This is a genomic window from Psychrobacter sp. DM4 (genome assembly GCF_051307035.1).
In the GTDB taxonomy this organism is placed as follows: domain Bacteria; phylum Pseudomonadota; class Gammaproteobacteria; order Pseudomonadales; family Moraxellaceae; genus Psychrobacter.
Genome location: NZ_CP195537.1, coordinates 1 through 22,740 on the forward strand (window position 1 = coordinate 1; position 22,740 = coordinate 22,740).

At 39.4% G+C, this 22,740-nt stretch carries 22 protein-coding genes and 1 pseudogene; 8 read left to right on the forward strand and 15 right to left on the reverse strand.

The window, feature by feature from the left end; genetic code table 11:
- On the forward strand, nt 1-957 hold the full coding sequence (locus ACR64G_RS12175) for a hypothetical protein (protein WP_435980736.1): 957 nt from the start codon (nt 1-3) through the stop codon (nt 955-957).
- Nucleotides 958-1,144: 187 nt separating this feature from the next.
- Here ACR64G_RS12175 and ACR64G_RS12180 read toward each other — a convergent pair whose 3' ends face one another.
- A complete protein-coding gene (locus ACR64G_RS12180) occupies nt 1,145-1,420 on the reverse strand; it encodes a hypothetical protein (protein WP_435980737.1) in 276 nt (91 codons plus the stop codon).
- A gap of 155 nt (nt 1,421-1,575) precedes the next feature.
- Nucleotides 1,576-1,800, reverse strand: coding sequence for a helix-turn-helix domain-containing protein (locus ACR64G_RS12185; protein WP_435980738.1), 225 nt, complete (start codon nt 1,798-1,800; stop codon nt 1,576-1,578).
- 364 nt (nt 1,801-2,164) lie between these two features.
- Between ACR64G_RS12185 and parA the strand changes: the two genes are divergently transcribed.
- From parA to ACR64G_RS12210, 5 genes are all read left to right on the forward strand, one after another.
- On the forward strand, nt 2,165-2,803 hold the full coding sequence (gene parA, locus ACR64G_RS12190) for a ParA family partition ATPase (protein ID WP_435980739.1): 639 nt from the start codon (nt 2,165-2,167) through the stop codon (nt 2,801-2,803).
- A gap of 3 nt (nt 2,804-2,806) precedes the next feature.
- Nucleotides 2,807-3,016, forward strand: a complete 210-nt coding sequence (locus tag ACR64G_RS12195) for a plasmid partition protein ParG (RefSeq protein WP_435980740.1) — start codon at nt 2,807-2,809, stop codon at nt 3,014-3,016.
- Nucleotides 3,017-3,252: 236 nt separating this feature from the next.
- Nucleotides 3,253-6,123 carry an ATP-dependent DNA helicase gene (locus ACR64G_RS12200; protein ID WP_435980741.1) on the forward strand — a complete coding sequence of 957 codons (2,871 nt, stop codon included), beginning with the start codon at nt 3,253-3,255 and terminating at the stop codon, nt 6,121-6,123.
- A gap of 37 nt (nt 6,124-6,160) precedes the next feature.
- Entirely contained in the window at nt 6,161-7,981 is a 1,821-nt protein-coding gene (locus ACR64G_RS12205; RefSeq protein ID WP_435980742.1) for a site-specific DNA-methyltransferase, read from the forward strand.
- Nucleotides 7,974-10,658 carry a type III restriction endonuclease gene (locus ACR64G_RS12210; RefSeq protein WP_435980743.1) on the forward strand — a complete coding sequence of 895 codons (2,685 nt, stop codon included), beginning with the start codon at nt 7,974-7,976 and terminating at the stop codon, nt 10,656-10,658. Before ACR64G_RS12205 ends, ACR64G_RS12210 begins: the two co-directional genes overlap by 8 nt.
- A gap of 156 nt (nt 10,659-10,814) precedes the next feature.
- On the opposite strand, the gene ACR64G_RS12215 is transcribed toward ACR64G_RS12210, so the two are convergent.
- From ACR64G_RS12215 to ACR64G_RS12245, 7 genes are all read right to left on the reverse strand, one after another.
- Nucleotides 10,815-11,807 carry a DNA-processing protein DprA gene (locus tag ACR64G_RS12215; RefSeq protein ID WP_435980744.1) on the reverse strand — a complete coding sequence of 331 codons (993 nt, stop codon included), beginning with the start codon at nt 11,805-11,807 and terminating at the stop codon, nt 10,815-10,817.
- 38 nt (nt 11,808-11,845) lie between these two features.
- On the reverse strand, nt 11,846-12,523 hold the full coding sequence (locus ACR64G_RS12220) for an amidophosphoribosyltransferase (RefSeq protein WP_397478071.1): 678 nt from the start codon (nt 12,521-12,523) through the stop codon (nt 11,846-11,848).
- Between the two features lie 14 nt (nt 12,524-12,537).
- Entirely contained in the window at nt 12,538-13,068 is a 531-nt protein-coding gene (locus ACR64G_RS12225) for an HAD hydrolase-like protein (RefSeq protein ID WP_397478070.1), read from the reverse strand.
- Between the two features lie 73 nt (nt 13,069-13,141).
- The gene (locus tag ACR64G_RS12230; RefSeq protein WP_397478069.1) at nt 13,142-13,519 is read right to left on the reverse strand and encodes a hypothetical protein; all 378 of its coding nucleotides are present in this window, start codon (nt 13,517-13,519) and stop codon (nt 13,142-13,144) included.
- Between the two features lie 55 nt (nt 13,520-13,574).
- Nucleotides 13,575-14,036, reverse strand: coding sequence for a hypothetical protein (locus ACR64G_RS12235; protein WP_435980745.1), 462 nt, complete (start codon nt 14,034-14,036; stop codon nt 13,575-13,577).
- Between the two features lie 88 nt (nt 14,037-14,124).
- Nucleotides 14,125-14,310 (reverse strand): hypothetical protein, encoded by a 186-nt coding sequence (locus ACR64G_RS12240; protein ID WP_397478067.1) that lies wholly within the window; start codon nt 14,308-14,310, stop codon nt 14,125-14,127.
- Nucleotides 14,311-14,364: 54 nt separating this feature from the next.
- Nucleotides 14,365-14,619 carry a hypothetical protein gene (locus ACR64G_RS12245; RefSeq protein ID WP_435980746.1) on the reverse strand — a complete coding sequence of 85 codons (255 nt, stop codon included), beginning with the start codon at nt 14,617-14,619 and terminating at the stop codon, nt 14,365-14,367.
- 300 nt (nt 14,620-14,919) lie between these two features.
- On the opposite strand from ACR64G_RS12245, the gene ACR64G_RS12250 reads away from it, so the two are divergent.
- Together ACR64G_RS12250 and ACR64G_RS12255 are read left to right on the forward strand one after the other, a co-directional pair.
- Complete coding sequence (locus ACR64G_RS12250; protein WP_011959997.1) at nt 14,920-15,513, forward strand: recombinase family protein; 594 nt, start codon at nt 14,920-14,922, stop codon at nt 15,511-15,513.
- Between the two features lie 309 nt (nt 15,514-15,822).
- Nucleotides 15,823-17,403, forward strand: a complete 1,581-nt coding sequence (locus tag ACR64G_RS12255) for a Fic family protein (protein WP_435980748.1) — start codon at nt 15,823-15,825, stop codon at nt 17,401-17,403.
- A gap of 421 nt (nt 17,404-17,824) precedes the next feature.
- Here ACR64G_RS12255 and ACR64G_RS12260 read toward each other — a convergent pair.
- The 6 genes and pseudogenes from ACR64G_RS12260 to ACR64G_RS12285 all read right to left on the reverse strand — a co-directional run bounded on the left by ACR64G_RS12260 (nt 17,825) and on the right by ACR64G_RS12285 (nt 22,703).
- Nucleotides 17,825-18,450 (reverse strand): annotated as a pseudogene (locus tag ACR64G_RS12260) (recombinase family protein).
- Nucleotides 18,451-18,790: 340 nt separating this feature from the next.
- Nucleotides 18,791-19,123: a DUF3817 domain-containing protein gene (locus ACR64G_RS12265; protein WP_131603940.1), complete on the reverse strand. Its 333-nt coding sequence runs from the start codon at nt 19,121-19,123 to the stop codon at nt 18,791-18,793.
- A gap of 275 nt (nt 19,124-19,398) precedes the next feature.
- The gene (gene lspA, locus ACR64G_RS12270; RefSeq protein WP_075107731.1) at nt 19,399-20,106 is read right to left on the reverse strand and encodes a signal peptidase II; all 708 of its coding nucleotides are present in this window, start codon (nt 20,104-20,106) and stop codon (nt 19,399-19,401) included.
- Between the two features lie 141 nt (nt 20,107-20,247).
- The gene (gene ccmI, locus ACR64G_RS12275) at nt 20,248-21,528 is read right to left on the reverse strand and encodes a c-type cytochrome biogenesis protein CcmI (protein ID WP_114701928.1); all 1,281 of its coding nucleotides are present in this window, start codon (nt 21,526-21,528) and stop codon (nt 20,248-20,250) included.
- On the reverse strand, nt 21,525-22,007 hold the full coding sequence (locus ACR64G_RS12280) for a cytochrome c-type biogenesis protein (RefSeq protein WP_435980747.1): 483 nt from the start codon (nt 22,005-22,007) through the stop codon (nt 21,525-21,527). Before ACR64G_RS12280 ends, ccmI begins: the two co-directional genes overlap by 4 nt.
- 144 nt (nt 22,008-22,151) lie before the next feature.
- The gene (locus ACR64G_RS12285) at nt 22,152-22,703 is read right to left on the reverse strand and encodes a DsbE family thiol:disulfide interchange protein (RefSeq protein ID WP_435980749.1); all 552 of its coding nucleotides are present in this window, start codon (nt 22,701-22,703) and stop codon (nt 22,152-22,154) included.
- Nucleotides 22,704-22,740 lie beyond the last annotated feature (37 nt).

The following is a 22,740-nucleotide window of genomic DNA, read 5'->3' on the forward strand; positions in this document are numbered from 1 at the left end:
ATGACTAAAGACAATAGCAATGAGCACGATATACACGACGAGCTTATTAATCTAGTGACCAGACTCAAACCTGTGATTGAAGCCTTGCGAGCACTGATTGGACAAGCCGATGATGCGGTGGCAACGCGCCTTGATCGATCGCTTGGCCGTATTGATAGTACAGTGGATGAAATAAGCACTGTCATTGCAGAATTAGGGAACAGCATAAGCGTCACCTCGGAAACATTGAGTCAGTATCAAAATCTTGTTTTAGAACAGCTCCAAGCAGCAGTCACGGCCTTTACTGACAATGAGATGCCGCGTCGTTATGATGACAAAATAGCAGGCATCATCACCGATATGAAACAGCAGATTGATACGGCTGTAGAGTCGGTCGTCACTGCTAAAAACGACAGCATAGAGGTACAAGTGAGTACGATGCAAGCGGTGGCTGACAAGCTTGGCGCAAGCGCTGACAATCTAGCCCTATTCACCAATCAGTACCAAGCTGGTCATAAGCAGATTATTGAAGATATTGAGACCTTTGAGACCACCACCAAAACGCGGATTGAGCAGGTCGAGGGTAGAGCTAGTAAAGACTTGGACAAAATTCATAAGTCCATTGAGACTATGAGTATTAAAAGGATTGCAGCCGTTGTCGCAGCGGGTACGATGGTTGTGATAGTAAGTTTGGTGGCCCTGGTATTTTGGTATGTGCCAAGCTTTGATGAGATTGCAGAGATGAGATACCAGCAAGCAGAGCTACAGCGCGGCATCGATGAGCTTGAAACGGGGTGGAAGCAGGCATTTGATAACGCTCAAAGTCAGCAGATTATTTTGGCTTGTGATGTTAATGAAGCGCAGCCTGATGCAATCAGCTGGTGCGTTAGAGCAGACAGTAAAAGTGTTTTGAGAGATGAGAGAGGCTTTGTTTATTATAAAATAGCTGGGGTGCCGCGTGCAGAGCCGACTGAGTAAAGGCATATGGTAATAGTAAGCCATATTGCCCAAAAGTGCGTCTTCTGAGACATATAAGACTGAAAAAAGCTTGTTTGATTGTCGTTATCTTTGTCTATATTAAAAAGCCAGATAATGACACTTTATCTGGCTTTAAGGGTTATTGTTTCTTGTTAAACAAGTTGTCTGTAAATATAAGCTAAAGCCATTACGCTGCTTGGTCAGTGTGAGCTGTGACCAACTCTATAAAAGCGGTTTCAAGGGTGGTTAACGCATAATCGTCAACGATAAGACCGTCGTCTAGCTGTCGTTGCACCCAGACATAGACCGCTTCATCATTATAAAGAATGGGGTCAACACCAAGTAGGGTTGCCAGCTGTACGCCTTGCTGTATTTGTAAGCTTAATAACAGCTGAGAGGCTAACGTTTTAGTCTGTTCACTAAACCATGTGCAGCTATTGAGCCGAGATAGATTGTTACTCATTGGTATTCTCCTATAGATTATTATACACATATAATAGATAAAATGACTTACTACAGGTCAAATTATACCTATATTTTAATCTATTGCAAGAGAAAATGACCTCCTAAAGGTCTTTTTGTATGTTTAAAGACAACCACAGCTCATGACAACGTTATTTATACTAGTGACTCACTGCTGTCCTCATTTATGATTTCGTATAAATCACCAACGTTGATTCTAAGATAAGTACATAAAGACTCGATGACATCTAGATCAACGCGGGTGGCTTCTTCATGATACATGCGAGTAATGGTGCCACGATTGATGCCAGTATCTCTTGAGATATCGGCAATTTTAAGGCGTCTTTCACCCATGATGGTCGATAAGTGACACTTCACCATAGTGGTTCCCTCATTCATATTAGTGGTTTTTGATTGGTGAGCGGATTATAACGAATATGAGCGGCTAAAGTATTGCTTTTAGTAGCTCAAATTGATATCTAATAACAGCAATTTATGTATTAGTAGGCAGTTTATTATGCTGCCTTTTATACAGGACGTCCATCATGATGGATATACGCTCGTTAGAAAAGACGATGCTATTTCTAATATGAGATATTGCTATTAGTAATGATGTGACGTATATTTTTAGCTATACTTATATACTTATATACTTATATACTTATATACTTATATACTTATATACTTATATACTTATATACTTATATACTTATATACTCAATACATACTACAGGGACCTGTATTTATGAAAGTAATTGCGGTATTGAATCAAAAGGGTGGCAGCGGTAAGACCACCATTGCAACGCATTTGGCACGAGGACTACAGCTAAAAGGTCATAGTGTGCTGCTGGTAGATAGTGACCAACAAGGTAGTGCGCGTGACTGGAGAGCAGTTGATGAAGACAATCCGGTCCCAGTGATTGGACTTGATCGGCCGACGCTGGATAAAGATTTAAAATATGTGTCTGATAAAGAGTACGTGGTGATTGATGGGTCACCCCAAGCGACCAGTCTGGCCATTTCAGCTATTAAAGCCGCTGACTTCATCTTGATACCGGTTCAGCCTAGCCCCTACGACATATGGGCGACCAGCGATTTGGTTGACTTGGTGCAGCAGCGTATAGAGATGATGGATGGCAAACTAAAGGCTGCTTTTGTCGTGTCACGTGCTATTCAAAACACCAATATAGGTAAGGAAGTAGCGACAGCACTACTCGATTATAACCTTCCAGTGTTAGAGACCAGAGTGATGCAGCGTGTTGCTTATCCTAACAGTGCTGCCCTTGGTAAAACAGTATTTGATACCGAATCGCCTAATAGCAATGCGATACAAGAGATAAGCGCATTGGTGAGTGAGATTCAAACATTTTTTAGTGAGGAGTAAATCATGAGTTTATCAGCAGGTCGTCCAAGTAAAAAATCTAAGGATGAATTGGCTTTGTCGGATGTGACCGACAGTCCCAAAAAAACGGTACGAGTGAATTTTAACCTAGATGAAGATAAGCACATTGCGCTCAAACGATACGCGCTTGAAAGCCGGAAAACAGTTACTGAGCTGTTGACCGAAATGATTGAAGAAAAGCTGGTTGAGCGGTAAGTGTAAGACATAAAATATATATATCGGTTATAGGATTTCAGATCTGATTTTTTAACAACACCTGTTCAACCAATATTTTTTCGCAATAATAGACTAATGACGAGTTTTTTTATCCCTGATCTGTTACTGTTAAGCTATACGTATTTAGCGCCTTGCTGGCCTAAAAATTTGGATTAACCGTAGGGCGGCGTGCTGGTCATTGTTGCGCTGACTTCATTATGTAGCTGAAGGTAAAAATGCTTGACGTTCATCCATCAAAGAAAAAAGCCATTGAGCACCACCGAGGCCCGCTATTGATCATTGCGGGCCCGGGATCTGGGAAAACTTATACCCTAGTTGAGCGCATCATGAACCTCATTCATGTACATAGTGCAAAACCAGAACAGTTGCTTGTTGTTACTTTCACAGAAAAAGCGGCGCAAGAGCTGAAGACGCGTATTTCTAATCGCTTGTTAGAACTAGGGTCTTTGTTCAATGTGAACGAGATGTACTTGGGGACATTTCACTCGATATGTTTGCGCATTCTCGAAGAGTATCGCGATTTCACGCGACTTAAGCGCAGTTTTGTGCTTATGGATCAGTTCGATCAACAGTATTTTTTGTATCAAAGACTACGCGATTTTAAAGATATCGAGGGCATAGAACATATTCAAGGCGAGCACAAGATTCCTGCATGGGCAAAGTCTGAGAATCTGCTTGGTTGGTTAAATAAGGCGTCAGAAGAGGTTCTTGATATCGACAAACTGGTTGCTTCACCAGATGAAGCGATCTCTGCGCTTGGCGAGGCCTATAAGGTTTATCAAGAGCTTTTATTGAATGAGAACGCCTTAGATTTTTCTTGTATTCAACTTGAAACACTCGTGCTTCTGCAGCAGCATCCACATATCTTGGAAGAATTGACTACTAAAATTACTTATTTGATGGTTGATGAATATCAAGATACTAATACCATTCAAGAGTATTTACTGCAGCTATTAATGGGTGCCAAGCGTAATTTGTGTGTAGTGGGAGATGACGACCAAGCTCTTTATCGTTTCCGCGGTGCAAGTGTGCGAAACATCCTAGAGTTTCCAGCTCAGTTTGCTCCAAATGAGTGTGAACAAGTAAAGTTATCGATTAATTATCGTTCGCACCCTGATATTGTTAACTTTTACGACTCATATATGGGAGATAAACCTTGGCTACGCGAAGGTGTTAATTATCGTTATGCTAAAACAATACGCCCGCGCGATGGTGAGTTTAAAGCAGGGCCTACCGTCGTCAGTGCGATTACACCAGAAGGTGATGATTGGCATGAAGACGTCTACCAAATTCTCATGCATCTAAAACAAAACGGTAAACTAACGGACTGGAATCAAGCAGCATTTTTATTTCGTTCCGTGAAATCAGATAAGGTTCGAGCACTTGCTCAGTCTTTAGAAGAGAAAGGCATTCCGGTTTATTCTCCGCGTGCGAATCTATTTTTCGAGCGAGAAGAAATCTGTTACATGTTAGGTGCGTTTAATTTGGTTTTCCCTATGGTGATGGCCGAGCGTAAGAAAAAAATAGCTGATGGACGTAAGCTCCCTATATGGGATTATTATACCAATCATTGCTTAGCACCGTTTATAGCCAAGTTAAAAGAACCAGAACAAGCAGATTTGCTCAGATGGTGCCAGCAAAAAGCGAAAGCGCACATAGGTCTAACCAAGAATGCTGATTCAGCTTTTCTCGGCCTGTTTTATGAGTTATTGCAGTTTCCTTTATTCTCAAACTACCTTGAACAACACAGCGGCAACGAACGCGCTCAGCGTAACCTTGCTCAGCTAAGTCGAATGCTTGGTAAGTTTGAATATTTGCACCGAGTCAGTGTTCTGAACCCCAAATACTTACTGTCTAACCTAACGTCCTTATTTGATAATTTTCTAAAATTTTTATTTGAAGGGGGGATAGATGAATACGAGGATATGTCCGAATATGCACCATCAGGATGCGTGTCCTTCTTAACCATTCACCAGTCTAAAGGATTAGAATTTCCGATTGTTTTTGTCGGTTCACTTGAAGGTGTTCCGCGTAAACAATACACCGACCTTGATGAGATTATTGAACATCAATACATGGCCAAACCTCCTTTTGAGCCACTAGATGACACTAAGTATTTCGATTTTTGGCGTTTGTTCTATACCGCTTTTTCGAGGCCGCAAAACTTATTGGTCCTAACAGGGCAAGAAAAATCAGGACATGGCAAAACACCTTCCAGACATTTCACGGATTACACCACACAGCTACCTTATTGGCGCGATGTAAAGCACAAGCTTGCTGAAATAGAGTTCGAGCAAGTAAAAGATGTGAATATCAAGCATGAGTATGCCTTTACCTCTCACATTACCTTATTCGAGACCTGCGCAGAGCAATATCGATTATTCAAAGAGCTCGAGTTCCAACCTGTAAAGGCAAGCCCTATGCTATTTGGTACTTTAATTCATGAGACCCTAGAGGATGTCCATAAGTCGGCAATTCGTGGTGAAACGGATATACTCACGAAAGATAATATTAAAAGTTGGTTACTGAGTAACTACGAGAACTTAGCTAATCGTGAACGTATGTATTTAGGGGAGTCGACATTAGGTGCGGCACTAAAACATGTAATGCGTTATGTCGAGCGAAAGGGTAGTGATTGGTCCGACATACAAGAAACTGAATTTGATATCTCGTTAGTCAAAGAACGTTATGTGTTAACCGGTAGCGTAGATTTGATTAAAGGGGAAGGAGACAGCGTTGAGATCGTTGATTTCAAATCAGAGCGTAAGCCAAATATGGAAAAAGACAGAGAGCGCATCTTGCATCACCAGCGTCAGTTAGAAATTTATGCGTATTTGGTAGAAGCAAATAGCGATTACAAAGTTAGTAAGATGCATTTGTATTTTACTGGCGAAACAACCGGCTTACCGACCATTAGTTTTAATAAAAACATCTCAGCAATTGACCATACTATTCATCAATTTGATAGTATTGTCGACAAAATTGAAAGCAAAGATTTCTCACTGAAAGCTCGACCAGATAAAACCTGTGTAGATTGCAGCGCACGCGCCTATTGCGACCGAAAAAATTGGACATTTTGTGCTTAGTTTTAGCTAAGTACTTCGAATATTAAGAGAATAAATCATGTCAAACGACCAGATCAATGTAGAACACTACAAATTTGAGCCCATCAAAGGCTACCCGATGCTGAACTGGCAAGGCAAACGCCCTTTCCGTTCAACACAATACTTCCCCGCTCAACTCAAAGAAGTCTATGGTCAAGAGGATGATTCAGGCTGGATTAATAAGATTTTCTGGGGTGATAATCTTCAGGTCATGAGTCATTTGCTAAAAGAGTTCCGAGGTAAGGTGGATTTAATTTATATCGACCCACCTTTTGATTCAAAAGCGGACTATAAAAAGGTGATAAAACTCAAGGGTAAAAGTATAACAAACGATGCGAATAGTTTTGAGGAAAAGCAATATACCGATATTTGGTCTAATGATGATTATCTTCAATTTATGTATGAAAGATTAGTTGTTGCTAAAGAGTTATTAGCTGAAGATGGAAAAATAATTGTTCATATAGACTATCGAAAGTCCTCACATATAAAATGCATTATGGATGAAGTTTTTGGTTTCGATAGATTTAGAAATGAAATTATTTGGCATTATTCAGGCTGGCTTAAAGCCAGTACATCTCAATTCGCGAGAAAACATGATAACTTATTGTTCTATGTGAAGAATGATACAGCAAAGATTAATATTACTTATGAGTCTTGGGTGGATGCTTATTCATTAAAAGAGCTTAAGAAAATGCAGTTTGGTAAAGACACTAAAGGTGATTTCTTTATTGATAATAATCAAAAAATATATTTAATGGATATTCTTTCTGGATACTTAGCAAACCGTAAGCAAGCAGTACATGAAGATGATATAGGACAGTTTGTATATGCTGATGGTCGTAATACTAATAAGAGATATTTAAAGGATGTGTTGCTTGGAGGTAAAGCTGTAGATGATGTATGGGATATCAAAGCATTAACAACCTCAGCAAATGAGCGAGTAGGTTACCCTACACAAAAACCTGAAGAGTTAGTTGAGCGTATCATTGAGGCTTGTAGTAATAGTGGTGGATTAGTTTTTGACTTCTTTATGGGCTCAGGAACAACTCAAGCAGTCGCTCATAAGTTAGGGCGCAAGTTTATAGGTGCTGATATAAACTTAGGAGCAGTTCAAACAACAACTAAAAGGTTATCAAAAGAAAAGGCTAACTTTGAAGTTTTCAATGTCAATAATTATGAAATTTTCCGCAATCCAGTTGAAGCAAAAGAGTTACTCATAGAAGCTCTAGAAATTCAAAAGCTCGATGCAACTTCAGTCTACGACGGTGAAAAAGACGGCTATAAAGTCAAAATAATGCCGGTTAACCGCATTGCGACTAAAGAAGACTTGAATGAGTTAATCGCAAACTTCCCTTACAAGCAATTTGAGTCGCGTAAAGAAGCCAACCCAAACCAATCAGTAGAAGAAATTATGCTGGTATGTATGGGACATGAGCCAAGTTTAGGGGCAACACTAGAGAATGAATCAGGCTATAAACTTAAGGTTCAAGTGGTTGACATTCTTCGCGACAAATCTGACCTAACGTTCAAGTACGATTCAGAAGCTGCTATAAAGATCGAAGGCAATAAATTAGTCGTTGAAGCCTTCTATCCACGTAACTTACTTCAAAAGCTTAGCCAACAAAAAGATGACGTGGAAGAGTGGCGTGAGATGGTCGAGTCCATAATGATTGACTGGAACTTCGATGGCGCGGTTATGGAACCTGTAGTAATAGATATCCCACCTAAAGATGAATTTGTCGTTGGTGAATATGAGATCCCAGAAGGTGCTAGCAACATCAAGGTGAAGATCACTGATTTACTTTCGGAATCTTACGAGGAGGTGATCGTTCATGGCTAAGAACGCCCAAGACAACTTCGAGTTAAATAACTCGTTTTACGTCCACTTGCATGAATTCTATAAAATTCATCGAGGCACCATACGTAAAAATTACACTCGTCTAAGTAAAGCCTTCTTAGACTTCAACGAGCCATCGCGCCCCGGTAGCTTTCTACGTGTGCCTCAGTTCGAAGCTCTAGAAATCTATGTATTCCTAAAGGAGTTCTTAGATAACAAACCCGTCTTCCAACTATTTGAAGATTGGTATACCAACCAAGGTAAATTTGCAGAGCGAGTATCCGGCATAAGCACTATAGATGGCCAGATCATGCAAGGGGATATGTTCTGGGAGATGTCTGAAACAGACTATAAAGGCATTTTCAAAAAGATGAAAGCCAGTAACGGCGGCCGCCTTTACCCGAACTATATTTTTGCGCTGACCATGGGTACTGGAAAAACTATCCTCATGGCCACCTGTATCTTCTATGATTTCTTAGCGGGTAATAAAAAAGGCAAAGATGAGCGTTTTATTCAAAACGCGCTAATTTTCGCACCGGACAAAACCGTTCTTCAGTCATTACGCGAAATTGAATCCTTCGATCATTCTAAAGTCGTGCCGCCGGAGTACATGCCAATTGTCGCGGAATTCAAATTTCACTATCTCGAAGATGCTGGTGTCTCGCTCAACACCATGGACGGCTCTAAGTTCAATATCATCGTATCGAATAGCCAGAAAATCATCTTACGCCGCGATAGCAAAGGTAAGTCGACGGCCGATAAGCTCTTCAGCTCTGGCAAAGACATGTACCAAGGCCTTGGTGGTGTAGAAGATGAAGCGATGGCTATGCTTGGCCTAGATGATGATTCTATCGCTGCCGCGCCTCAAGATGAAGCAGATCTTGTCACTAACCAACGTTTCGAGAAAATCAAGCGGCTTCCTCAGTTAGGTATCTTTGTTGACGAAGCCCACCACGCATTTGGTGCAAAGCTTGCCAAAGACATGGGTATAAAAGCCGATAATACGGCAAACTCATTGCGCAAAACAATTGATGAGCTCGCGATAAATTTGAAACAAGCCGGAACTCGAGTGGTGGGGTGTTATAACTACACTGGTACGCCTTATGTAGGTAAAGATGTGTTGCCAGAAGTGGTTTATGCCTATGGGTTACGCAAGGCGATTGATAACAATTACTTGAAGCAAGTTAAGCTTAATGGCTATAGCAATACGCGCCACGAGGAGTTTTTAGAGATAGCCATCAATGATTTCTTAGCAAAGGCCGATGAGATTGGACGCCCTGAGAATATACTGCCGAAGATGGCAATTTTTGGTACGACTGTCGAAGAATTGACGACTGAAATTCGTCCGGCTGTAGAAAAGATACTAGCGAAGCACGGCATATCTTCTGACCGTATATTGATTAACGTCGGTGACGCAAAACACACCACTGATGATGATATCCGCGAATTCAACCGTCTAGATAGTCCGAACTCAGAAAAACAGTTCATCTTACTGGTGAATAAAGGCCGAGAAGGTTGGAACTGTCGTTCTCTGTTTTCAGTCGCGCTTTATCGTGAACCAAAGTCTAAGGTGTTTATACTTCAAGCGACTATGCGTTGTTTACGTGCCATAGGTGACAGACAGCATGTTGGCCATATTTATCTTACTAAAGAAAACATGGCACTTTTGGATAAGGAGCTTCAAGCGAACTTCCGTATCTCAACAGATGAACTTAAAGAACCTGATCCGAATAAGGAAACGGTACATGTTAGAGTTGAGCAGCCAAGTATCAAGGTGCCAATCAAACGCGTTCGTCGTCAATTCAAGTTAATTGGAAAAGAAGATTTAAAAGATGGGTATAAGTTAGGGCTTGATAGAGTTGATCTTGATGACTATCGACTTATCCATGAAACCCAGCAAGGGCTATTAATGCCTGATGATATTGGAACTGTGAAAAATCGTGCTCGACAAGATCTTTCTTTCCTAAAAGAGCAGCGTACTTTTACCAAACTGTCATTAGTTGCTGATATCGCTCGATATATTAATAAACCTTGTTTAGAAATTGAAAAAATTGTCGCAGCTACAGAAGAAGGCTTTGACGGTATCTTAGAGTTGGTGAACAAGTTCAATGAAGTACTGTACGACCAAGTGATTCCGCGGCTTTTTAAAGCGATGTACGATATAGAGTCGGAAAGTGTTACTGAAGAGTTTGATGTTGAGTTAGTGAAAGAGCCACCTATAGACCCTGGGTATTATCCAGTAACCGTCTCCAAAGATAAGATTATTAGAAAATCATCTTTAGAAATTGCAGAATTAACAGGGAAAAGCTTCCACCTAGACAACTACTGTTTCGATTCAAATCCAGAACGTCAGTTCTTTTGGGATATGTTACACGACAAACAAGTTGATAAGATTTGGTTTACCGGAATGTTAACGCATGGACAAAGTGACTTTGTGATTCATTACGTAGACACAGAAACGCAGCGCGTACGTAGTTATTACCCTGACTTCCTGATTAAAAAACAAGATGGTTCTTATGTGATGGTAGAAGTCAAAGGCGAGCACATGATTGACTCTCAAAACGTAAGAGATAAGAAAGATGCAGCAGAACTTATGGGCGTAGCGTCAGGTATTGGCTACGAAATAGTTACGGGTAAATCCGCAGACTCAGGAAGCTATGATCGAGCCTTTTTAAACTAATTTAGATTTTGGGGCCTGGAAATATAAACCAATTCTTTTATAGTAAAATCCAATCGTACGGGATTTTTTAATCGGTGTTCATAATGCGTCAATTAGAACGTTAATCAATAGAGAGAAGTGTCCATATAAGTTGATTACAACCTATATGGACACTAACTAGAAGCCTAGACCTACTTGCTCAGGTGTTGAAAGCCTTTCATTTGATTCTTTCAGGTTGCTAGGTAAGGAGCTATCTATATCCTTTGGGTTAATTACTATGGCTTGTGGACCATCTTCCTGTATGATTTGTCGATTTAAATCGTACTTAGGATTGTTCTGATAGTCTTCGTTATATATTACAGCCCGCTTAATACCATATTCTTTAGCTTTCTCCATAGCATGACGGGAACCACTATCTGGTTTAGGATTATTGGGATCAAGGCTTGTTTTACAATAACTAGCGCTCAATACGACTAAATCACTAAAAAGCGCTTGCAGACGATCTCTCTTTACATATCTACCTGCTTGTTCTCTAAAGTTAGCAGATGAAGGTGACGTTAAATACTCAGTAATTAGCAAACCTTGGTTTTCAACAATTTCACGAGCCAAATCTATGTTTTGAGCTGGTAAGATATTATTTAACGGGCTGGGTAAGATAGCAACAGTTCGAGCGTTTAATGCTAGTGCCTTTCTATGCGAGATGCTATCACAGCCATCTGCTAAGCCACTGACAATTGTGGCATCTTGTTTTTTGATGAACTGTTCAACTACCAGGTTTTCATCAACCTCGGTTTCTTTATCTGGATTGAGCACACCAATAACAGCAACATTATAATTATCAGGAGATAGTAAATCCAAATCTCCTTTGTAGAACAAGAAGCTTGGGATATCACCTTTTTTCTTTAGTTCTCGACGAAGAGTTGGGTAGTTATCATCGCCTATTGCTACCACACCATCACAACTATCGCCTAAGTTTTCAATCAAACGTTCAAGCCTAGCCTTCATTTCTAAAAAAGCTTGCTCTGTTACGCTGGCATCCTTTGCCGCAATGAGCTCTACAATAGCTTCATAAGGGATCTTAGTTGTTAGATTATTATTTAACCATGCCTCCCCTATACCTTTGAAGGTGCGAGCTGTTAAAACATTTAAAGCATGATCTGTTATTTTCATTGAAAGCCTACTTGTAAAAATATATTTATTTCAATAATTTAGTTACGATTTGCAGCAAAAACTATTTCGTCTGGGAGGTCATCTGGAAACGTATAGTGTGGTACACGAGCAATGCTAAAAAAAGTAACGTCCTTCGCACCACAATCTAATAGACATTGAATAGCATCTTCGTCTATATTGACATTTTTTGTATAAATATCATCAATTAATAGTACGTGTTTTCCTCTTACTTTTTCCGAAATATCACAAGTATCTCTAGTAATACCGATATAAGGCATACTGCCACCTCCACCACCTATTGAACTACGAGATAAGTGAGTGGTACAGGTATCAGTATGACGAACTATAAAGTCGCTACCATCCACTAATTTATTCTTCGAATGTATGACCAACGGAATTATTTCTCTAATAGCTTCAGCAAACTTTAACTGTGTGCCATTGTAGGTATTGAGGTTTTTTGACCTAGGTACGACACATATAGTGACTTCATCATCTTCTATATTAGATAGTATGCTTGAAAGTTCATTTGCAAGATTGAACTTAACTGAGTTTTTAGCAGCTAATAATTTAGATGGGTACTCATTACCAAACGTGTTTTTTAAAATATTAAGATAGTTAGGGTTACTAGGTTTATTAAGCCCATAATATGCACAGCGATAGAATGATTTTATATCTTTGTTCAAATACTCGTTTTTTACGATGGTGTATTGATTCACGTCTTAATCCTCGCTTATAAGCTGATCTTGGTTATGTTTTTATTTGGTATTCCAGCTATATTGGCGTGGAGTACTTCATTCTCATCATCCTCAAAAACGAGAACCTTTGTAGAGCAAATATTGATTTCATTAAGTGCATATTGATACTTATTGTGTATATCCTTGCAAAAAAAGATTTTATCGAACAATTTAGCGCAGTTGTGATGATCAAGAAGCTGAATAACCCTTTCAGGAGAAGCTTTAGTTACTAAACATACCTTAGTAGTGTTCTTATTACTAATTAAGAAATTAATTAGCTCTTTATTAAGGTAGGTATGATCTAAAAACTGTGAGTTATACCCAATCTTTTCTTTTTGGATTTTTTCGGCTAATACCTCATCAGTGCAGTACTTATCAACCACTTCTTTAGTGATTCTTTTTACTACAGGAATTTTTATGTATGGCATGTAGGAATCAATTGCTTTTTTATAAGCTGAATTATTAGCTTGGTCAGTATGAATCAAGGTGCCATCCAAATCGGTTAATATTGCTTGAATATTGTTCAATATATCGTGCCTCATCAATAAGTACAGGCTAGCTTAGTGTATGGTCTATATCTATTCTACGAACTGTACCTACCTACTTTGGAATATCCTGTCTTTTAAGTAATATTGCATCAAAATCAATGTAATTACTAACCTTTAAAATATTTTCACTCTCTAGAACTTCAATACAACTACCTGAAACCATATTTTTTAGTTCGCTATCGTGCTTATCATACTGTTCATCCAATACATGCTTAATGAGGTCTATATTTCTGGAATCTTCAAGCAGGTAGTTTGCTAAATACGAAGATAAGCTACTAGTGAACATATTTATGACTGACTCTTGAGTGACAGTGCTAACGGTTTCTACCATGGACGTTATTTCAGCCGGTGTTCTTACTGAGATAGTTGAGTAGTGCTCGTCGTTAGTGGCTTTTTGTGCCTCATGGAATTTTTCAAATAGTGAAGTCATTAGTGTTTCCTAGTTATTTATAAAATATTTACTTATTACCGACTTTAAAATTAGGTTATCCTTGTTGTATCTTCGCCTTACTTCTATCAAGTAATTCTTTCAGGTTCTTCAAAGACTGTTCTGCTTGGCCTGATTTTAACCCCTCATTCAAGACATGCATTTGGTTTTCCAACAAACTCTCTGGATGGACAATGCTACGACTGATATTCCATAATTCCCACGAGAAATTTCTATTAGATTTAGTACTATTCTTACTTAGAAATTCAGCATATTCAGTTATGAGTAGTGCCTCCTCACTTGAGCACTGTCGCAAAAAATCTTTCAACGTTTCTTCAATAAAATCATTGATGATCTGTGAGCGAGACACGCCATTGCGTTTAGCAATCGCATCAATAATTAACAAATCAAGATTGTTAAACCTCATATTAAACTTTCTAAATTCCGGCTTATCAAAAGCTGTGGTTGACTCTTCCAACTTATCAAAAGCCTCTTCATGAAATTCGATTTTTAAACTCATAGATCTTGCCTTTATATTGATAACAAATAATTATGGGTATTTGAAACTACTACTGTTTTGTATATATTTTATACGGATACATTGGTTGCTAACCTTTTTCGAGTCGCTTCATAAGGTCGAGCAGACTGTTATATAAGCCTTCTACTTCAGCTTTCTTTAAAACGACCTTGTCTGAATTTTTTATATCCGTTCCACAGCTTAATGCTAGAGCAACCACTGGACTAGAAATATTGCGTTGTTTTTGTCGAACTTGGCAATGTTTAGTAGCTTTCATAATAATACTCCTTGGTAGTTTTAATATTTATTCAAATTATTACTTTTATAATAGTTAATAACATACTTTTAACTTACTCATGCCAGGCTTTCTATTCATAGAGTTGTTATGATAGGTTGTGATAATATTATCTTCTGCAACTATCAAAGTAATTCCACCGGTTCTTCTTAAAAATTCAATATCTTTAAGAAGCTTTTTTAGCTTCTTTATTGCCGCCTTGCTTTCCTTTGGTGTCATTCCTTGTATATCCTGCCCTAAACCACTTGCCTTAAGGATTTTATCAGTATATTTCAACGTATTACTATTCATAATAGGACCTATAAATTTCAAGAAGATAGTTTCTATTGATTGAACAACCTATGGATTACAGTATGATACATACTAATATAATAGTCAATATATGAATAAATATAAATTCAAATAATAAATAAATTTTTAAGAGAACTAGATATCCAACTCTCTGAACCTATCAATAGACTATACCCAAAACATAAAACCTTTAAATGATAATCTATCTATCATTAGACTTTTTTATATTATTAAATGATAGTAATATCTTGTTATTATCAATGAGCACTAATTATTAAGTCTAAATAATAGAGGTGGGTTATGACTGTTCGTATTTATGTGAGAGCCAGCACTAAGGATCAAGACGCTACCAGAGCATTGGCTGATTTGGTGGCTTTCAGTACAAGTTATGATGATAACCATGTTGAGTACGTCGAGCATTTCAGTGGTACAAAGCTCGATAGACCATTATTAGCCAAGCTGCTAAAGGACGCTGAGCAAGGCGATATTCTACTGGTTGAAAGCGTGGATAGATTAAGCCGATTATCTCAAGATGATTTTGCAATTCTAAAGCAGCGTATCAAAGACAAAGGCTTGCGATTGGTGGTGGCTGATCTACCAACGACGCATACAGTTAATAATGGCATGACAGGTGAGATCCTAACAGTGATTAACCATATGCTGATCGACTTATTAGCAACGATGGCAAAGCTTGATAACGACAAGCGTAGAGAGCGTATCAAGCAGGGATTGGCTAACAGTGGCTATAAGCCCTCCGGTAAGAAGCCTAATACAACGAAACACAATCGTATTAGAGAATTAGACAGTCAAGGCAATATGACAAAAGAGGAAATCGCTAAGGCAGTTGGTGTTGGCGTAGCTACTGTTTACCGGGTGTTAAAGCCAGGCTCATAGCTGAGGTATTTTATTTTATTTTTGTTCATAAACAGCTGATATATAAGGCTTTACACGCGAGGCAAGAAGGCTTTATTTGCAGAAATAGGTACTCTATTACTACGTAGCTGTGTTAAGAACGGTGTATTTTCATCATTCAATTTCGTTCAATTATGCCCACTTAAAACGCCCTTCGATCTTTATCTAAAGACATCACAGCGTCATATAAAAATCGATTTAATGCAATGAGGCTTCATTATAATCATTATATTGCATTCATAATCGCTTTTCTGCAAAATGGCTTATCTATAATCGCTTGAGCCACTCATGATGAACACCCCTACCTCAGACCCTATTGGCGCAGCATGGCTTATCCGTCATGCAAGCATCGAGCTGGTTTCGCCTTTATATGTCAGCAGTAGTATCGGTGGGCGCAGACAAACCTATAAAGACGGTGACGTCATTCATAACGCTTATCAGGAAACCGCGCGTCCACTGGACACAATCATTGCGCACTTACAATTTCACATGCGTCATGAAGTACTGAGTTTAGAGTTACTGACTCGTCTGTTTGAGCAGATAGGGGCTGATGATGTACAAGCATGGGTAAACGCTGAGCCCACAGGCAGCTATGCCCGTAGAATGGCTTTCTTGTATGAATGGCTCATGGGTCAGCAGTTAGCAGTACCGAGTAATTTAGGCGGTAACTATGTGGACGCTTTAGATGCTAAGAAGCAGGTTACTTCAAGCCCTGCGCATGTCATCAAGAATGCTCGTTGGCGTATCAATGACAATCTAGCAGGAACCCGTCATTTCTGTCCGATACTGGTGAAAACAGAGGCCTTTACGCAAGCAGCTGCACTCGATATTGCCACAATGGTTGACAAACTTAACGATGAATTTGGGCAAGACTTACTGATGCGCGCCTCCGTATGGATGACCCTACGGGAAAGCAAAGCGAGCTTTACTATAGAAGGTGAGGGAAAAGAGTTAAAACGTATTGAACGTTTTGCCGATGTAATGGCACGGCGTACCGGCAAGGGCGATATTCCGCTTGATCCTGAGTCGCTAGCAGAGTTGCAACAAGAGATACTTGGTAGCAAAACGGTCATCCAGCAGTATGGCGTCCGTCAATCTCCAGTTTTTGTGTCGCATACTCAGGTCAATGGCTTTAAAGAGATTGTGCACTATATTGCGCCACCTGCTGATGACATTGCTGAAAAGCTCAAAGGGTTACAGGCATTTATGGAAAAGACCGAGGGACAATCGGCACTGATACGTAGTGCGGTTGCTTCCTTTGCTTTTGTGTATATTCATCCGCTAGCGGATGGCAATGGCCGAGTACATCGCTTCCTAATTAACGATGTACTCAGACGCGACCAGATCATTCATGAGCCGATTATCTTACCTATATCGCAAGCCATCGCTGAGCATCCCTCAGACCGTCATGCCTATGATAAAATTTTAGACCGTGTATCCGTGCCACTTATGGAGCAAATCCGTGATCATTACAGCTTTGATAAACAAGCGATTACTTACCCTGATGGTATTCGCTCAAACTTAAATTTTGGAAATACTCACCTAATTCAACCTGCATGGCGCTTTATGGATCTAACGCCTCACGTTCAGTACTTATCAGGACTCATTGCTCATGTTATTGAAAAAGAGATGCATAACGAGTCACAGTACCTAAGAAAGCATGACCATGCACGACTGGCGATAAAAGAGATTGTTGAGATGCCCAACAGCTATGCCGATAGAATCATTCGCAGTATGCTGCAAAATAAGGGTGCTAAAAGTAATAAGTTACTTAAGGATTATCCATTTTTAACAAATGATGAGGTTTGGGACGATATTTTCTCTGTCGTTGTAGAGACCTTTAAAGATGAGACAGATGAATTGAATAGGTAGAACAGACCCTGCTATATGCAAGAAAATCTGCCTTGATAATCAAGCTTAAGCTAGTATCAGTATCATCGTTGCGATAATGATTCGTTTATAAAAGATTCGGCTAAAATACTGTAACTTGAAACGTAATCAATATTTTTCTTACTTAAACAGAATATATTAGAGGAACTTTGATAACAGACCATTTTTATTTGACAAGGTTATTACAGATCCTCAAAATAATTTTGAGTATTTGAGTATTTGAGTATTTGAGTATTTGAGTATTTGAGTATTTGAGTATTTGAGTATTTGAGTATTTGAGTATTTGAGTATTTGAGTATTTGAGTATTTGAGTATTTGAGTATTTGAGTATTTGAGTATTTGAGTATTTGAGTATTTGAGTATTTGAGTATTTGAGTATTTGAGTATTTGAGTATTTATTTAGCTATACAGCTATCAAATGACGCGAGCACTTAGCTGTAGCTTGTATTTCAGAATAACTACGCCCAGATTTCAGAAGGCTAGCGATAATCTTACGCTTCTCGGTATCTTTCCTACGTCCTGAATATTTACTTTCTACCTTAGTACGAGAAATACCTTACATCTGACGGTTACGTCGATCTTCATAGTCCTTTCTAGCAATAGCAGCGAGCATATCAAGCATCATCGAATTAATGGACTGTAATACGCTGCTCATAAATTCAGTGCTGCTCTCAGATTGAGGCGTCATATAAGAGGTCGGTAGCTCTTCTGATACTACCGCCAGCTTCTTTTCTAATAGCATTCTTTTGAGAGTATCCCAATCAGCTTGGTTTAAACGTGCTAAGCGGTCAATCTGCTCAACCAAATTATATCGCCTTCATGGGCATCATTTATCAGTTACATTAACTGTGGACGTATTAAAGTTGCGTCTGACTCGTTTTCAACATAGAAGGCGGCAATTTTGTGACCATGATCAGCAGCAAGCTATATGAGCTCACTTTTGGCACGCTTGGCATCTTGATCTTTGATTGGCGCTCTATGCTCTGATAAACATAAACACCTAAAATAGTCTGTTATAAGTAGTTCCATTATTGCAGTCTATTATAAGTAGACTGTTAATTGATTAAGAGACCTGTTTTGATAGTGCCCCTGGGGTATACCCTACGATAACAGGAAAGCCATCGCGGATGACAAAACCTGTTTAGCTTTTAAACAAAACGGGTTTGTCGATAGTATGTAAGATAAGTTCGAAAAGTAACTGGAGTGTGAGACTATTCATACTGGGTCTGAATTAAAGTTTTATTGTGATTAATTTCTGCTCAATGTTATTCATTTGTCGCCACGATGAGTGATGGCGGCTTGTGATTTAGTTAGGAAAAATAATCTTGAGTAATAAGATACGTTTGTGGCATTTATAGCAGAGCTTGTTCTAGGCTTCTTTACTTACATTTTCCTGCAAGTTCTTTTTTAGTAAATGATCGAATATAAATGGGCCAAAAGGTAAGAGTGAGCCGAGTACGCCCGCAGGTATTGCCCAAAGAGGCATTTTCATTTTGATAGCTGAGCCTATAAGTATTATGATATAGGTAATAAACAACATACCGTGTGCCATACCGATGTATTTCACACCTTCTGGAATGTCCATCATATATTTTAGTGGCATGGCGATGAAGAGCAATAATAAGAAAGAGGTGCCTTCTAGATAGCCTATAAGGGTAAGACTTTTTAACGCTGTCTCTTGTTTTTTTCTAAGGCTGTGAATTTTTTCAATAGTTGGCTGAGTCTGTGACACTGTATTTTCCTTTTGTTATTATCAATAAAGAATTTATGGATTATTCAATGTCTCTATAATAATGGCTCTACGCAGAGCTTTTAAGTATTGAGTTTTAAGACCTAAAATGAGTGAGTACCTATACCAGTCATACATTACCTTCCAGTTCACATTTTATAAACATACTCAAGTATAAAAAGTATTTTTCCGTATAGAGTGAATACGACGCTAGTTCATTTTGTTTGTGATAATCGGTATCAATGTGCTTATTTATTACGCTTACTTTCTAAAAATATCATGTCAATTATAATCAATGCGACACCGACACAGACACCTATATCTGCAACATTGAAAAGAGGATAATTCCAGACATCAGCATAATGCACATGGATAAAGTCAACCACTTTACCAATTCTTAAACGATCGATTAAGTTGCCAATCGCACCACCAAGCATTAAGGCCAACCCCATAGATAATAGCTTGGCTGCACGTGGCGCTTTGATTAAATAAACCGTTAAAAAGATAGCCATTACAAAAGCTAAGCCTGAGAAAAACCATTTCTGCCAACCGCCAGCATTGGCTAAAAAGCTAAATGCTGCCCCATAGTTATAAGCGAGTGTCCAGTTGAGAAATGGTTCAATGACCGGTACGGGGTCATTGAACGCTAATGTGGTTTGGGCCAACCACTTAGTCCATTGATCAAGTATTAATACCATTATCGCCAACAAATACCAGATAAAAGCGCGACTGCCATTGGCAACCATTTTTGGCATTTTGTCCAACTTATCTTTAGGTGTTATTGAGTTGCCTGAAGTCACGTACATAGCTTTAGGCGTATGATTTATGGTTTTAGAGTCAATCGATTGATGAGTACTACTCACAGCTATAGGTACCTTCTTGTCAGCAATATTAGTACTAGCCGATTCAACGCTATTCAATTTAGTACTATCTAATCTGTCGGTAGATTCAGTCATAGTTGTTTCCTTTATCTATGTTTATACAATGAACAATGTTAAACGTATATGTTTTTGGTATACGATTATTAATCGCGCCACTTTCATAAACGGCTCCACTTACCGCTCTGGTATTATGAAACTTACGGTAATAATTTTTTATTAGGGAATCTGTTGATTGATTTCAACATTAACCTGAGTCTGTTCAACGCTAATCATTATAGGATTACCCGATAAGTCGCCTGATTCTGCTATGGCATTACCGCTATGACTAATACGAGCAACGACTGCTAACTGAGTTTTGTCACTACGAGCTGAATTTAACGTGCGATCTGGCATCATCGCATCAAGATTGCTTAAGCGGATACTAGCCTCACCTTGCTTGATAATACTAATGGGTAAACGTTTGGCGGCAAACGGAGGGCCCCCTTTCACATCACGTATCGCTACAAACAACACATCATCAGCTTTCACTAACGGTAATAAATTAGCGTTAATTTTCACTGTCACGTCAATACCTTCTAGCGCTTGCTTTTCTTGCGTGCTAACGTAGTTGCTTAACTCATCTAAGCTTGCTAAAGCTTTAGTATGATCACCTGGTTTGGCCACAATGCTGCCTTGTAAGCGTTTAATCCAACCTTGCGCTTGGGCAAAGTTACTACTACGAGTCTCACCCATTGCCATGAGCATTTGAGCCCGTTCATGCTGCGGATTCTTAGCTAATATAGCTTGTAATAGACGGCGAATATTGGCGTCTAACTGACCTTCATTAACAAAAAAACTAGTCTGAGCATAAGTAGTAGCAATCTCCTCGTTATCAGGTGCTAAACGATAGGCACGCGATAAGGCTTCTAACGCAGAGTCAGTCGCCTCCATCGATAAGAAAAGTTCAGATAGGCGCATCCAGCGATTAGGATCATCAGCGTTACGATGGACGTTGGTCTGCATAGCGCTAATCAACTGACGACCGTTTTCAGTCGCCCACTTTGGTGGCTTATCAATCTTAGCCGTCAATAGGTCATCAGCCACTTGTCCTACTTTGTCCTCGCTTGTCCACAAATCAAACACGGGCGTACGATTGCCTATTAGTAAGTACGCCATTGCAGCCAATATTGGGATCCAAGCTGCGACAATTAAACGGCTTTTGACATCAGGGGTGACCATAGGTGTTATCTGACGCTGCGCATCTAATAGCTGACGCTCAAGCTCCAGCTTTTGATTTTGATAATGGCTATTATTAATAGTACCGCTGTCTTTATCTGTTTGTAGCTCAGCTAAACGTTCGCGAAATACTGCAACATTAATATCTAGCAGTTGATTGTCTATTGGTTTGGACTGCAAACGCGGTGCTCGTAGCCATGGCATAATAGCAATTAGCGCAAATATAAGAGCAATCAGCAAGCTTAGAGCTACAAATAAGCCAAAAGTAGAAAATAGGGTCATTTTTTGTCCTCTATGCTAGTAATATCGTGGTCGACATTCTTAGCTTGCGATAATAGACGATCAAGCTCAGCCTTTTCCGCAGAGGTCAAGGCAGCAGTACTGTTCACTGTAACGCCGTTTTGGCCACGGGCGACAACTTGGCGGCGTTTACTTTGCCAAAACCAGCCGATGATTAAGACGAGCAATAATAGTGGTGGAAAAAACCATAGGATCCATGTCGATGGTCGCATAGGCGGCTTGTAGCTAATAAAGTCACCGTAGCGCTCTTGCATATAGGCGCGTATTTCAGCATCACTACGTCTATCTTTAATTAAATCATAGACTTTTTGCTTTAGATCCTGTGCAATCGGTGCATCAGAGCCTGCAAGGTTTTGATTTTGGCATTTTGGGCAGCGAAACTCTTCTATTAATCCACGATACTGAGCTTCTTGCTGTGGTGAGTCAAAATCGTATACGTCAATAGCTGCGTTTGCCGTCATGTTAAGCAGACACGCTAGTATTAAGCTTGCTAGTTTTAAAACTATATTGAGTTTTAGTTGAGGAGCTCTTATTCGAGTAACGTTCATTTGCACATCTCCTCAACCTGAATGAGATCAGGACTATCGTTGTTCTTATTAGCCTCATTAAGTACGGTCAGGCTCATTAAGTACGGTCAGGCACGGCTTAACACGCTGTTGCCAATTGGCTTCATTAATCTCACCAACAATATGCTGACGAATGATGCCATCTCCATCCACAACAAAGGTTTCGGGCGCACCAGTTATGCCTAAGTCTAGAGCAAACTGACCTAATGAATCCTGAATAGACATAGAAAATGGATCACCGCCTCGGTTTAAGTAACTGAGCGCATTACCAATCTCATCCTTATAATTCACACCAACGATATCAACGCCACGCTCTTCTAATTGCATTAAAAACGGGTGCTCAATAACGCAAGTTGGGCACCACGAGCCCCAAACATTAATTAAAAACGGCTTATCCGGCAAATTATCATTGGTGATAGTACGGGTAGTATCTGCTAATAAAGGCAGCTCAAAGGTAGGAACTGGGCGCTCAAGAGCGGTATTGGTCACAATATTTGTTGGTTTACCTAAGCGCATATACAATATCACTACTAATCCAAAAAAGAGGATAAGCGGAATTAAGAACCATAGCTTCGTCTGCTTTTTTTTCATTGTCTTTGGGTTACGCTGCTTACTGTTTTGGCTATCT